Annotated in this window: 10 protein-coding genes and 2 tRNA genes; 6 read left to right on the top strand and 6 right to left on the bottom strand. The window is 69.3% G+C overall.

Annotation, left to right across the window (positions count from 1 at the left end; genetic code table 11):
* Positions 1 to 229: 229 nt before the first annotated feature.
* Positions 230 to 1,270: a glycoside hydrolase family 6 protein gene (locus M2157_RS30020; protein WP_280857849.1), complete on the top strand. Its 1,041-nt coding sequence runs from the start codon at positions 230 to 232 to the stop codon at positions 1,268 to 1,270.
* Between the two features lie 61 nt (positions 1,271 to 1,331).
* Here M2157_RS30020 and M2157_RS30025 read toward each other — a convergent pair whose 3' ends face one another.
* The 3 genes from M2157_RS30025 to M2157_RS30035 form a co-directional block, all read right to left on the bottom strand.
* Positions 1,332 to 3,269 carry a kelch motif-containing protein gene (locus M2157_RS30025; protein ID WP_280866735.1) on the bottom strand — a complete coding sequence of 646 codons (1,938 nt, stop codon included), beginning with the start codon at positions 3,267 to 3,269 and terminating at the stop codon, positions 1,332 to 1,334.
* Positions 3,266 to 5,272: a glycosyltransferase family 2 protein gene (locus tag M2157_RS30030; protein ID WP_280857847.1), complete on the bottom strand. Its 2,007-nt coding sequence runs from the start codon at positions 5,270 to 5,272 to the stop codon at positions 3,266 to 3,268. Before M2157_RS30030 ends, M2157_RS30025 begins: the two co-directional genes overlap by 4 nt.
* 426 nt (positions 5,273 to 5,698) lie before the next feature.
* Positions 5,699 to 5,772: transfer RNA gene (locus M2157_RS30035), tRNA-Lys, on the bottom strand.
* Positions 5,773 to 5,939: 167 nt separating this feature from the next.
* Here M2157_RS30035 and M2157_RS30040 point away from each other — a divergent pair.
* The 5 genes from M2157_RS30040 (at position 5,940) to M2157_RS30060 (ending at position 11,411) form a co-directional block, all read left to right on the top strand.
* Positions 5,940 to 7,283 (top strand): peptidoglycan-binding protein, encoded by a 1,344-nt coding sequence (locus M2157_RS30040; RefSeq protein WP_280857846.1) that lies wholly within the window; start codon positions 5,940 to 5,942, stop codon positions 7,281 to 7,283.
* A 109-nt stretch (positions 7,284 to 7,392) separates the two neighbouring features.
* Entirely contained in the window at positions 7,393 to 8,502 is a 1,110-nt protein-coding gene (locus tag M2157_RS30045; RefSeq protein WP_280866736.1) for an SPFH domain-containing protein, read from the top strand.
* Between the two features lie 96 nt (positions 8,503 to 8,598).
* Positions 8,599 to 9,204, top strand: coding sequence for a lytic polysaccharide monooxygenase (locus M2157_RS30050; protein WP_280857844.1), 606 nt, complete (start codon positions 8,599 to 8,601; stop codon positions 9,202 to 9,204).
* 85 nt (positions 9,205 to 9,289) lie between these two features.
* Positions 9,290 to 9,724, top strand: coding sequence for a hypothetical protein (locus M2157_RS30055; RefSeq protein ID WP_280866737.1), 435 nt, complete (start codon positions 9,290 to 9,292; stop codon positions 9,722 to 9,724).
* A 40-nt stretch (positions 9,725 to 9,764) separates the two neighbouring features.
* Complete coding sequence (locus tag M2157_RS30060; protein WP_280866738.1) at positions 9,765 to 11,411, top strand: AMP-binding protein; 1,647 nt, start codon at positions 9,765 to 9,767, stop codon at positions 11,409 to 11,411.
* Positions 11,412 to 11,513: 102 nt separating this feature from the next.
* Here the strand turns inward: M2157_RS30060 and M2157_RS30065 are convergent.
* From M2157_RS30065 to ehuA, 3 genes are all read right to left on the bottom strand, one after another.
* Positions 11,514 to 11,587, bottom strand: a tRNA-Lys gene (locus M2157_RS30065).
* 146 nt (positions 11,588 to 11,733) lie between these two features.
* On the bottom strand, positions 11,734 to 12,492 hold the full coding sequence (locus tag M2157_RS30070; protein ID WP_280866739.1) for an IclR family transcriptional regulator C-terminal domain-containing protein: 759 nt from the start codon (positions 12,490 to 12,492) through the stop codon (positions 11,734 to 11,736).
* A 220-nt stretch (positions 12,493 to 12,712) separates the two neighbouring features.
* Entirely contained in the window at positions 12,713 to 13,489 is a 777-nt protein-coding gene (ehuA, locus tag M2157_RS30075; protein ID WP_280866740.1) for an ectoine/hydroxyectoine ABC transporter ATP-binding protein EhuA, read from the bottom strand.
* Between the last annotated feature and the right edge of the window lie 3 nt (positions 13,490 to 13,492).

The raw sequence follows: 13,492 nt of genomic DNA on the forward strand, positions 1-13,492 counted from the left end.
CGACGAGGGTGTCCGCCGCCTCCACCAGTGCCGAGGCCGGCCGGATCTACCTGGTGGCGTACCGCATCGCTGAGCACTCCCCTTCGTCGACGAGCGCCCCGTACGGCGCGCACCTACCCCGACCTTCGGGGCTGTAACGGCTCGTGGACAAGGCTCCGGCGAGCTCGTGGGCGGCGCGACGGGTGTGTCACGATTGAGACTTGCCACGGTGCACCCAGGGGGGAATTGGATGTACGTCAGCAGGGGGGCCAGGAGGGCGACCCGCGCACGGGTTTCCGCGGCGGTGCTGGGGGCGGCACTGCTGCTCGCCGCGTGTTCGTCCTCGGGAGACGGAAACAAGGAGGGTGAAGGAGACAAGGCCGGTGCCGGGATCACCCAGCAGCCCAAGGAGGCCGACCCGTTCTGGGTCAACCCGGACGGCAACGCGGCCAAGCAGGTCGCCTCGTATGTGAAGAGCGGCAAGGACGACGAGGCCGAACAGATCCGCAAGATCGCCCAGCAGCCGACCGGCGAGTGGATCGGCCCGGAGAACCCGGAGCAGGAGGCACGCGGCTTCACCGAGGCCGCGGACAAGGCCGGCCGTACGGCCCTTCTGGTCCTCTACAACATCCCGCACCGCGACTGCGGCCAGTACTCCCAGGGCGGCGCCGCCGACGGCAACGCCTACCGGACCTGGATCGACGGTGTGGCGGCGGGCATCGGTGACCGCTCGGCGACGGTGATCCTCGAACCGGACGCGGTTCTGCACCTGGTCGACGGCTGCACCAAGGACGAGTTCCACGAGGAGCGCTACGACCTGCTCACCGGCGCCATCGAGAAGCTCAAGTCCCTGAAGAACACGAAGGTCTACCTGGACGCGGGCAACGCGGGCTGGGGCCACCCCGACCAGATCTTCGAGCCCCTGAAGTGGGCCGGTATCGCCAAGGCCGACGGCTTCTCGGTGAACGTCTCCAACTTCTACTCCACCAAGGACTCCATCGCCTACGGCAAGCAGCTCTCCGCCAAGGTCGGCAACAAACACTTCGTCATCGACACCAGCCGCAACGGCAACGGCCCGTACAAGGGCGGCGACGAGAGCGAACGCTGGTGCAACCCACCGGGCAGGGCGCTGGGGGAGACGCCGACGATAAAGACGGCGGATCCGCTGGTGGACGCCTACCTGTGGGTCAAACGCCCGGGTGAGTCGGACGGCGAGTGCAAGGGCGGCCCGAAGGCGGGTCAGTGGTGGCCGACCTACGCCTTGAAGCTGGCAGGGGCTTCAACTCCCTAGGGGCGCGACCAGCCACAACGCTCCCGCACCCGAAAGCAAAGGTGCGGGAGCGTTTTTGGTATTACGGCACTCGAACCCACTGCGCCTTCGACGGCGTCCCTTGGTCATCGTCGACGAACAGCATGTACCACCCCGACTGCACCAGATTCTTGTTCGCCGGCACAGTCACCTTCACCTTGTCCCCGGAGACCGTGAACTTCAGCTCGATGGACCGCTGATCCACATCGGTCACATGCGTGGACGCACTGGGCCGGATCAACCGCACCTTCTTGATCACAGAAGCCTGCGGAGACGTGAACGTCCCCGAAGCCCCCCGGGCGATCGTCTGCGGCCCCCCGGACAGTGACGGCCGGGAATCCCGGTACAGATAGGGCGGCGTATAGATCTCGATCCGCTGCTCGAAGACACCCGGCTTCGTGTTCGCCTTGTCCCCGTACAGCGAGTCCGACCCGAAGAACATCACCCGCCCGTCCGGCAACAGCAGCGACCCGGAGTGGTAGTTGCGCCCCACGAGAGGATCGGCCACCGACTCGAACGTGTTCGTGTCGGGGTGGTACAGCCGGGCCTGGAGGATGTTGGAGTCACCGCGCCCGCGATAGTCCTCCGACCCCCCGGACACCAGCACGCTGTCGTCGGGAAGGATCGACGCCTGCGGATAGCGGGTCCCCTTCTCCAGCGTCGGCCCGTCCACGAACTTCGGGCTGTCCGCCTTCATGTCCACGAGCCGCGTCCTGTTGCTGGACAGCTTGGACTCGCCGACCCCGCCGCCCCCGATCACCATGTACTTCTCGTCCTGCGCCGGCGGCAGCAGCACGGTCCCGGAGGTCTCCATCGCGTTGGCGTCGCTGAGCCCCGGGATCTTCGTGAACTTGTTGGTGTCCACGTCCCAGATGCCCGGCACCCGGCCCACGTTGTCCGGCCCGTACCCCGCGTTCGACCCCGAGTAGAAGACCTTGCCGTTCTGCATGAGGAACAGCGCCGGGTACGTCGGGAACTGCCGGACCTTCGGCAGGTACGTCCACTTCTTGGTCTTCGGGTCGAAGACCTCGTTCTTGCCCGGTACCAGCTGCCCGATGTCGTCGAGCCCGGAGACACTGAGGATCTTCCCGTCGCTCAGGGTCGTGAGCGTGGGATACCAGCGGGCCTCCTTCATCGGGTCGACCTTGATGTACTTCTCGGCGACCGGGTCGAACTCGAAGGCGTCCCGGATCCCCTGGAAGTCCTTCTTGTCGAGCGCGAGCTTCTGCGCGATGCCGTAGGTGTTACGGGCATCGGTGCCGGTCAGACCCTGGATCCGGTAGTTGTCCTGCGTGCCCGTCTCGTACTTGGCGCCGCTCTTCTGCGCCTCGACATAGATACGCCCGAGGCCGGGGTCGTTGCGCAGGAACTTCCCGGTCTGCTTGTCGAAGACCTTCGTGGCCCGCTCCACGACGACCGGGTCCTTGGAGACGAAGGTCCGGCCGTTCTCCTTGCCGGTGAACTTGGTGCCCGCCGGCAGGGTGATCGGCTGGTCCGGGTTCTCGTTGTGGACGATCATCAGGCCGCCGGCCTTGGTGACGTCGCCCTTGAGCTTCTCGTACCGCTTGGTACCGCCGGCGATCAGCAGATTGCCGTTCGCGAGCTGCGTGTGCCCGGTGCAGAACAGGTCGCTGGGTGTCGGCACCTTCTTGATCGTGCCCTTGACCGGGTCCCAGATCCGAGTGTCGAACTTCTTGGCGTCGAAGTTGTCCTGGTTGTTGCCCGAGCCCGCCACCAGCAGCACCTTCCCGGTGCGCAGCAGCGCCGCGTGGATGGTGTTCTGCCGGTACTTCTCGGGGAAGTCGAGGATCTCCCACTTGCCGTTCTCGGCTTTGTACTCGGGCTTGTTGATCTGGTACTGGTGGTATTTCTCCGTCCCGAAGCGGTACAGCCACGGGCCGTTCATCCCGGCCAGCGCGAGCACCACCGCCGTACCGATCGCGAGTCGACGGGCGCGGCGGCGGCCTGCACGGTCGTTCATTCCTTACGTCCCCCAAGTCCACCAAGGGCGATTTGCATGGTCTGGTCGTTGCCCCCGTCGCCCCCCTCCGGGTTCGAGGCGGCGGCCCAGGTCGGCTTGTGGGCCGGGGCGTGCGGGGCCGGGGCGTGCTGGGCAGGCAGCGGCTGCGGCTGGTACTGCGCCGGGATCTGAGCCGGGACCACCGGCCCCTGGGGCGCCTCGGCGGCCGCGGCGGGCTTCTTCTTCGCCTGTCGCAGCATGTGCCGCCAGGTGAAGATCGGTGTCGCGGTGATCAGCATGGCGAAGGTCGCCCAGATGATCATCGCGGGATGCGAGTGCCCCAGGGCGACACCGGCACCGATCGAGCCACCGAAGATCAGGATGAAGTACCAGTGATAGCGGAAGGTCGCGAACCACCGGTCGGGGCTGGCCGAGTCGCCCTTGGGCGTCACCACGAACTTGCTCTTGCGCCGCAGCAGCGAGTCCACCAGCGCCTTCGCGTACAGCGGGGCGGACAGCGCCGACATCACCATGCCCGCGACCCCGCCGGAGCCCTCGGGCTCGTGCGGGGAGACGTTGTGGCGGCGGTTCCAGATGTACAGGCCGATCTGGAGCGCGGAGGCGTTGCCGTAGAGCATCAGCCACACGGTCGGGTCGATGTTCACACCCGAGGCGCCCAGGCCCAGGAACAGCGCGCAACTCAGGGCCGCGAGGATCCAGTTGAGGGCGGACATCGGGTAGAAGATGATCATCATCGTGTAGTTGAAGAGCTTGCTCGGCGGCAGCGAGTACCAGCCCTTCCAGTACTGCTTGAGGATGGTCTCGTACGTCCCCCGCGACCAGCGCATCTGCTGGGTGAAGAAGTCGGTCCAGGCGCTGGGGCCCTCACCGACCGCGAGCACGTCCGGGGTGTAGACCGAGCGCCACTTCCTGCCGGTCGCCGGGTTCTTGGCGCGGTGGATCTCGAAGCCGGTGGCCATGTCCTCGGTGATCGAGTCGTACAGCCCGCCGATCTGCTTCAGCGCCTTGATCCGTACGGCGTTGGAGGTGCCCACGAACATCGGGGCGCCGTACTTGTTGCCGGCGCGCTGGATCAGCGCGTGGAAGAGGAACTGCTGGGACTCGGCGGCCTTGGTGACGAAGTTGTCGTAGTTGCCGTAGACCTGCGGGCCGATCACGAAGCCGATGTCCGGGTCGCGGAAGAAGCCGAGCATCCGCTCCAGGTAGTTGGGCAGCGGCACGTGGTCGGTGTCCACGGAGGCGAAGAAGTCGTACTGGTCGCCGTGCGCGTCCAGCCAGGCGTTGTAGTTGCCGTGCTTGGTCTTGGCGCGGTGCGGGCCCTTGGCCTGGTTCCACTTCTCGACGCCCTTGCGGGAGAAGTGGTGCACGCCGAGCCGGGCGCACACCTCTTTGACCGCCGGGTCGTCGCCCTCGTCCAGGAGCCAGACATGCATGAGGCCGCGGTGGCGGATCTTCACCGCGGCTTCCAGGGTCTTCGTCACCATCTCCAGCGGCTCCTTGCCGGGCACGAAGGAGGTGAGGAAGGCGACTCTGGTGCCGGTCTCGGGTACCACCGGGATCGGGTCGCGGGCGACCAGGGTGGCGTGCGCGTTGGACAGGACGTTCATGCAGCGGAAGAACTCGATCAGGCCGATCGAGACGAGCATGACGATGTCCAGGGCAGGCAGCCAGGAGAAGGCCGGGTAGTCCCGCTCGGTCCAGTGCTCGGGCTGCAGCAGCCAGCCCAGCAGGACCAGCGAGAGCAGCGGTGCCGCGGCCAGCATCAGGGCGACCCGGATGCGGTGCGGCTCCTGCGAGATCAGCGAGCGGTACTGCACCTTGTAGGGCTGGCCCGGATCGGGCTGCGTGAGGGGACCGGCCAGTCTGCTGTAGTGCTCGTAGTCGTATTTCGGAAGCGTCTTCTTTATCCGGCGCAGAGTGCCGGTCCGATGCGAAGGCAGCCTGAGCTGAGTGGTGTCGGACGGGTCGAAGTTCTGCCGGGCGCCCGTCGGCGTCGACGTCATGAGTCATCCCCCCACACGCGAACGAGCCGCGTGTCGTCGGTTCCTTACGACTGCTCTGGTCCCCCTCGACCTTCACAGGCGTATCAGTGGTGGGCCGCAGTCACCACAATCTTCACAGCATTAGACAGGTAACAGCGACCTTCCGGTTGCAGACGCCCCCCTCGGCATCCTCCGAAGCGGGGCCCCTTTCCCCGCAACTCCGGCAACCGGATCCTTGCCCCCCAACTGCCGCGTATCCGCAGCATCTTGAAAAACCAGGGTTCTACGGTGCTCATCATGATCGCAAGATGCGAAACGCGGTGTTTACCGGTCATACGCGTTCAATGTGGCGCCTGTCATGCAAGAAGGCCCCTCGCCCGAGCCAGGGACCTTCCATGTTTCAACAGTGAAGGCCCCCCAGTGTCGTGGGAGGCCTTCGGTCGTCTGTGCGCCGCCAGGGACTCGAACCCCGGACCCGCTGATTAAGAGTCAGCTGCTCTAACCAACTGAGCTAGCGGCGCCTGCTGACCTGCACGACTCTACCGGATGCCGGAGGGTGCTCCGGAACGCTCCCGGGGGAGCGGCGTACATCATTCGGACCGTCAGCATGCGCAGTCGGGCGACAGTTGAGAAACTGACGATTGTGCACAGTTGCGGACATATCTACCTGGAGTGTGAGGGGCGTCGCATGGAGACTCCGGTGTTCGAGGAAATCGATCCCGCGAGCGACTGCGACTGCCCCGGATGCGTCCACTGGCGTCGCGTTCTCCCACGATCGACCGGAGGTCACCCGGCGGCCACCCGGGTCGTGATCCTGGCCGCAGCCGCCGCGGTCTCCACCGCCCTCGGCGCGGTCCACGCGGCCCCGGCCCACGCCGCCCCCCAAGCCCCCGCCCGTCCCGGCGTTCCCGGCATCCCCGGGGTTCCCGCGGGTGACGAGCCCGACACCCCGCAGGGCGGCAGGGCCCCGCTGCACGGCCCCGGCGGCAGACCGGAGGTCGCCAAGGCGCCGACCACCACCCGCGCCGACATCATCAGGCGGGCCAAGCAGTGGGTCGCCGCGAAGGTGCCGTACAACATGTCCGAGTACTGGAGCGACGGCTACCGGCAGGACTGCTCGGGCTTCGTGTCCATGGCCTGGAGCCTGCCGGGCAACGAGTGGACCGGCAGCCTCGGCCAGTACGGGATCAAGATCGCCAAGGACGACCTGCAGCCCGGCGACATCCTGCTCTTCCACAACCCGGCCAACCCCGAGCAGGGCTCCCACGTCGTCATCTTCGGCGGCTGGACGGACTACACGCACACCTACTACGTCGCCTACGAGGAGACCCGCCCGCACGCCCGCGAGCTGGCCACCCCGTACGCCTACTGGAGCAACTCGGACCGGTACGTCGCCTACCGGTACAAGGGCCTCGCGGGCGGCACCGCGGACGCCGGGTCGGACCCCGCCGAGCCCGACAACGCCAAGCCGGGCACACCGGCCGTGACGCCCTACCCGGGGCGTGCCTACTTCGGGCCCGGGGCCCACAACAAGTACGTCACCCAGCTCGGCCGGATGCTCGTCGCACGCGGCGCCGGGCGCTACTACACCTCCGGCCCCGGCCCCCGCTGGACGGACGCGGACCGCAGGGCCACCCAGGCGTTCCAGCAGGCGCAGGGGTGGCGGGGCAAGGACGCGGACGGGCTGCCCAGGGCGCAGACCTGGGCGCTGCTGGTGACCGGCGGCGGCAAGGACATCGAGGCGGGCGGTCGGACGGGGGCGGCGGGGCCGCCGGCGCCCTCCTCGCACGGGGTCCCCGGATACCCGGGGCGCGCGATGTTCCGCCCCGGCGCGACCAACGAGTACGTCACCCAGCTCGGCGGACAGCTGGTGAAGAAAGGGTTCGGCAAGTACTACACGACCGGGCCGGGGCCGCGCTGGGGCGAGCCGGACCGGCGGGGCGTCGAGGCCTTCCAGCGTGCCCAGGGCTGGCGGGGCGGCGCGGCGGACGGCTACCCGGGGCCCGAGACCTGGCGGCGGCTCTTCTCGTAACCACCCGGCGCGCCATCACCCGGCGCGCCATCTCGTCATCACCCGGCTCGTCATCCCTGGCTCGTCATCACCTGTTGTGACGCATCTGGCGCGGAGGCTGGAGGCACTCATGAGCACGACCACTTCACACACCCCCGAGTCCGAGGGGCCGTCACGGCCCGCCCGGCTCATCCAGAACGAGGCGACCACCGAGATCCCCGTCCATCTGCTCTTCCGTGACGAACCGGACCCGGTGTCGGTCGCGCTGAGGCCCGCGGTGGTGGCACGCCGGCAGGGCACCGGGGAGCAGCCCCGCCTGCGCAGAACCGGCCAGGTCACCCCGCGCCCCGCCCCCGACGTCGATCCCGAGCTGGCCGAGCGCCCCGCCCGGGTGCTGCCGGGTTCGGCGGGCGTCCTCGCCGGCGCCTGCGGGCTGGCCGGGTGCGCGGTCACCTCGTGGTGGGTGGGGGTGCTGCCGCCGCTCGCCCTGAAGGCTCTCAGGGTCCCGGAGTTCGCGGGTGCGGGCCTCGGCCCGGCGCAGTGGGCGGCGTACGCCGGAGCCGGTGTTCTCGGCCTGTTCGGCTTCGGCGGACTGGCCCGCGGCCGTACGGGACGCGCCTGGGTGCTCGGGCTGTTCGGCCGCTACCGGGGGACCGTCCGGCGCACGGGCCTGATGTGGGTCAACCCGCTGCTGCTGCGCCGCCGGGTCGACGTACGGCTGCGGCACTGGCGCGGCGAGCCGATGCCGGCCGCCGACGCGAGCGGGGTCGCGCTGCGGGTCGTCGTCCTCGTGGTGTGGCGGGTGCGGGACACCGCGCGGGCCACGCTGGGCGTCGACGACCACGAGACGTTTCTGCGCGAGTGCGTCGAGGCCGCGCTCGCCCGGGTCCCGGTGGAGGCGCCGGGCTCCGGCCGCGGCTCGGTCGACGCGGCGGGGGAGGCGCTGACCCGGTTGGTGGCCGCGGAGACCGCGCCCGTCGGCGTCGAGGTCTTCTCGGTCCAGCCGCTGCGCGTCGAGTACGCCCCCGAGGTCGCCGCCGCGATGCACCGCCGCCGCATCGCCGCGCTGGACGCCCAGCACCGGGCCACGATGCTCACCTCGGTCGTGGACTCGGTGGAGGACACCGTGACCCGGCTGACCATGCGGGGCCTGGTGGAACTGGACGACTACGAACGCAAGGCGCTGGTGAAGGACTTGACGGTGGCGTTCTGCGCGGGGCGTGGAGAACAGGGCGCGTGAATGGTATGGACATGGTCAACGCACGGTAATAATCTGGGACTTGGTCTAGACCTGCAAGCTCACTGAACTTCCCCCACGTTCTCCAGGAGCGGCAGCATGCGCAAAAAGACCAAGTGGTACGCCGCCGTGGTGGGCCTCGCCACCACCGGAGCCGTCGTGCTCTCCTCCGGCGGCGCAAGCAGCCACGGCTACACCGACCTCCCCATCAGCAGGCAGAAGCTCTGCCAGAACGGCACGGTGGCGAACTGCGGCTCGATCCAGTGGGAGCCGCAGAGCGTCGAGGGCCCGAAGGGGTTCCCGGCCTCAGGCCCTGCCGACGGGCAGATATGCAACGCCGGCCTGAGCCAGTTCGGCCAGCTCAGCGCGCCGAAGACCCCGTCGGGCAGCGCCTGGCCGGCGACCAAGGTGACGGGCGGCCAGAGCTACACCTTCCGCTGGCAGTTCACCGCCATGCATGCCACGACCGACTTCAAGTACTACGTCACCAAGGCGGGCTGGAACCAGAACCACAACCTGGCCCGCTCCGACCTCAACCTCACCCCGTTCCTGACCGTCCCCTACAACGGCCAGCGACCCCCCTCGACCCTCTCCCACAGCGGCACCCTGCCGTCCGGGCTCAGCGGACGGCATGTGATCGTCGCGGTGTGGACGATCGCCGACACGACGAACGCGTTCTACGCCTGCTCGGACGTCACGTTCTGAGCATCGCTTGAGACAGTCCAGGTGTCCCCCGGGGTAGGTTCCCCACACGATCACGCGATCGGTGCCTGACCTCGGGGGATCTGCCATGGACGCCTTCTTCTACGTCATTCCCGTCCAGATCATGGCCGTGGTTCTTTTGGCCGCGTATGTCATGGTGCGGCGCTGGCTGCGGATGCGCAGCGCCTGGCGGAGCGGGCTGACCGCCGAGGGGCGGTGCCTGCGGGTGTACGCGATGGCCCACGGGGGCGGCGACACACGGGTGCGCACCGCGCTGCGCCATGTGTACGAGTTCAGGGCCCGTGACGGCCGGGTCGTCCGTTTCGAGGAGGAGGGCGGTCCGGGGACGATACTCGAGGGCGACATCGTCACCGTCCACTACGCCGACGGCCCGGACGTCGTGGCGACGGCCCGCCCCGGCCGTGGCGGGCACGGGTGCGCCGCCTGCGCGGTGCTCGCCATGGCCTGCGTGGTCGTGCTCGTCTGCGCGGTCGTCATGGTCGCCCTCACCGCGACGTCCTAGGCCTCCACATCTGACGGCCCGTCAACTACCGTACGCCGCCATGGACTCCAGGAGGCGTACGGTCGCCGAGCTCGTCGCCGGCCGGTGGGGGGACCACCGGCCCGGGCTGTGGTTCGAGGGGCGGGTGCTCACCCATCACGAGGTCGCCGCCGGCGCCGCCGCCCGGGCGGCGCTGCTCACCGACCTGCTGCCGGGCCCCGGGGCCCACATCGGTGTGCTGCTCGACAACACCCCCGAGTACCCGCTCTGGCTGAGCGCCGCCGCGCTGGCCCGTGCCGCCGTCGCCGGCATCAACCCCACCCGCCGGGGTCCCGAACTCGCCCGCGACATCCTGCACACCGAGTGCCGCCTGCTGATCACCGAGGCGTCCCACCTGCCGTTGCTGCGGGGCCTCGACCTCCCCGGCGTCCGTCTGCTGGTGACCGGCACCGAGGAGTACGACTCCCTGCTCGCGCCCTACGCCGACGCCGAACCGGACGCCTCCCGCGCCGCGCCCGGCGACCGGCTGCTCCTCTACTTCACCTCCGGCTCGACCGGCGCCCCCAAGGCCGCGCTCTGCTCCCAGGGCCGCCTGGCCGCGGCGGGGAGCTCGCTGGCCGACCAGTTCCGGCTCGGTCCCGACGGCGTGCACTACGTCTGCATGCCGATGTTCCACGGCAACGCGGTGATCGCCGACTGGGCGCCCGCGCTGGCGAGCGGGGCGGGGGTGGCGCTGAGGCGGCGGTTCTCGGCGTCGGGGTTCCTGGCGGACGTACGCGCGTACGGGGCGACGTACTTCACCTATGTCGGCCGGGCGATCCAGTACGTCCTGGCCACCGAGCCCCGCGAGGACGACGGGGACAACCCGCTGCGGCTTGGCTTCGGCACCGAGGCGGGGGCGGTGGACGCGGCGGCCTTCCAGCGGCGGTTCGGGGTCCGGCTGGTGGAGGGGTACGGGTCCTCCGAGGGCGGCGCGGCGATCCAGTGGGCGCCCGGCACGCCGGAGGGTGCGGTCGGGCGGGCGGGGACCGGGCTCGTCGTACTCGATCAGGAGACGGGGCAGGAGTGTCCCCGCGCACGATTCGACACGGCCGGGCGGCTGCTGAACGGGGACGAGGCGATAGGCGAGCTGGTGAACCGGGCGCCGAACCCCTTCGAGGGGTACTGGCGCAACGCGGAGGCGGAGGCCGAGCGCCGCCGGGGCGGCTGGTACTGGACCGGTGACCTCTTCTACCGGGACGCCGACGGCTATCTCTACTTCGCGGGCCGCACCGACGACCGGCTGCGCGTCGACAGCGAGAACCTGGCCGCGGCGATGATCGAGAACATCCTCGCGCGCTACGACGGGGCGGTGGCCGTCGCCGTGTACGCGGTGCCGGATCCGGTGACCGGGGACCAGGTGATGGCGACCATCGCGGGGGCCTTCGAGCCGGAGTCCTTCGCGGACTTCCTGGAGGCCCAGCCCGACCTCGGGACGAAGATGGCGCCCCGGTTCGTGCGGGTGGTGGAGCGGATGCCGGTCACCGCCACGAACAAGATCCACCGAGCGCGGCTCAGGAAAGAGGGCGTACGGTGCGCGGACCCGGTGTGGTGGCGGCCCCCCGGCACGCGGACGTACCGGAGACTGGAATACGCCGAAGGGCCCCTCGCTCCCACGAGAGGCCCTTCACCGGTGCGCCGCCAGGGACTCGAACCCCGGACCCGCTGATGCTGCGTCTTCTGGGGGGCGACCCCCAGACCCCCAGCCGTCCTCGCGGCACCGTGGGAAACGCCGAAGGGCCCCTCGCTCCCACGAGAGGCCCTTCACCGGTGCGCCGCCAGGGACTCGAACCCCGGACCCGCTGATTAAGAGTCAGCTGCTCTAACCAACTGAGCTAGCGGCGCATGACTCTCGCCGTCCGCCTTCGGCGGCTGGCGACAGAGAAAATACTACCCGGTCTCAGAGGGTGCTTCCGACCACGCTCGAGTGGACCCACCCAGGGGTGCGCGACCGGCCCCCAGGTGCGACGGGCGGCCTTCCTGCCCCGCTCCTAGATCGCCAGTGACAGGAGGACCGGTGCCGCTCCCCTGTTCAAGCGGTCCGTGGCCTGGCGCAGGCGGTGGGCCTGGTCGATCGGGAGGGACAGCGCCAGGCAGCCCACCGCGGAGCCCGCTGTGATCGGCACCGCCGCGCACACCGTGCCCACCGCGTACTCCTGAAGGTCGAGGTGGGGGACCGTCGGCGGCTGGGTCTCCAGGCGGGAGAGCAGCAGCTTGTCGTTGGTGATGGTGCGCGAGGTGAGCCGGGTCATGCGGTGCCGGGAGAGGTGGTCGCGGCGGCCGTTGTGGTCGAGCTGGCTGAGCAGGCTCTTGCCGAGCGCGGTGGCGTGGGCGGAGGAGCGGAAGTCCACCCACTCGTTGACCGCCGGGGTCGCGGGGCCGTCGGCGTACTGGGCGATGGTGACCTCGCCGTCGACGTACCGGCTGATGTAGACCGCCGCGCCGATCGAGTCGCGCAGCTCGTCGAGGGTGTGCTGGAGCTTGTCGCGCAGGGCCTCGTCACGGTCGTGCGCGGAGCTCAGCCTGGTCAGGGCGGCTCCCGTCACATACGCGCCGTCGGCGACCTGCTCGACGTACCCCTCGCGACGCAGCATCCTCAGGAGCGTGGTCAGCCGCTCCGGGGCGAGGCCGGTGGTACGGGCGAGTTCGACGTCGGTGACTCCGGCGGTGTGCCGCGCCACCGTCTCCAGGACGCGCAGTGCGTCCTGGGCCGAGTGGTACGGCGCGGTCGGCTCGTGCTTCAGCGCCACGGTTTTCCCCCTGCGCTCGCTCGGTCGCACTACTACTGGGCCGTAATCCAGACAGCGATCCCCTCCACGATAACCGGCAAAAGGCTTGTAGTGAGCGGCTGTTGACGAGATTCCGTCCCCGGGCCGGGCCTCTCAGCAGGGGCGCTGGCACTCTGGCATATGCCAGAGACATGACCCGGGTCCGGGACCTCGTAGGTTGAACGCTGTTCACCTCTTGTAGTCAGAGAACCGCGCTGAGAAATTCCCGGGTGCGGTCCTGCTCGGGGTCGCTGAAGATCTTCTCCGGTGCGCCCGACTCGATGATGCGGCCCGAGTCGAACATCAGGACCTGGTCGGAGATGTCCCGGGCGAAGTTCATCTCGTGGGTCACGCAGAGCATCGTGATGTCGGTGGTGCGGGCGATGTCCCGCAGCACGTCGAGGACACCGGCGACCAGCTCAGGGTCGAGCGCCGACGTCACCTCGTCGAGCAGCAGCACCCGCGGCCGCATGGCCAGCGCCCGCGCGATCGCGACCCGCTGCTGCTGGCCGCCGGAGAGCTGGGTCGGCCGGGCGCCGGCCTTGTCGGAGAGGCCCACCAGGTCGAGCAGCTCACGCGCGCGTGCCTCCGCCTCGTCCTTGGACATGCCGAGCACGGTGACGGGCGCCTCGGTGATGTTGCGCAGGACCGTCATGTTCGGGAACAGGTTGAACTGCTGGAAGACCATCCCGATCTTCTTCCGCACCTCGCGCAGCTGCTTCTCCGGCGCCGGGAACAGGGTCTGGTCGTCGACCGTGACCGTGCCCTCGTCGGGCTTGGTCAGCGTCATCAGCATCCGCAGGATCGTGGTCTTGCCGGATCCGGAGGGGCCGATCAGCGTGACGTGCTTGCCGGAGTCCACGGAGAAGTTCAGCCGGTCCAGGACGGTGTTCGACCCGAAGCGCTTGGTCACGTTCTCGAAGCGGATCAGCTCGCTGCCGTCCACCGGCGGGTTGGCGCCTGCGTCGGGCTCTTTCATCAG

The organism is Streptomyces sp. SAI-127 (genome assembly GCF_029894425.1).
Classification (GTDB): Bacteria; Actinomycetota; Actinomycetes; order Streptomycetales; family Streptomycetaceae; genus Streptomyces.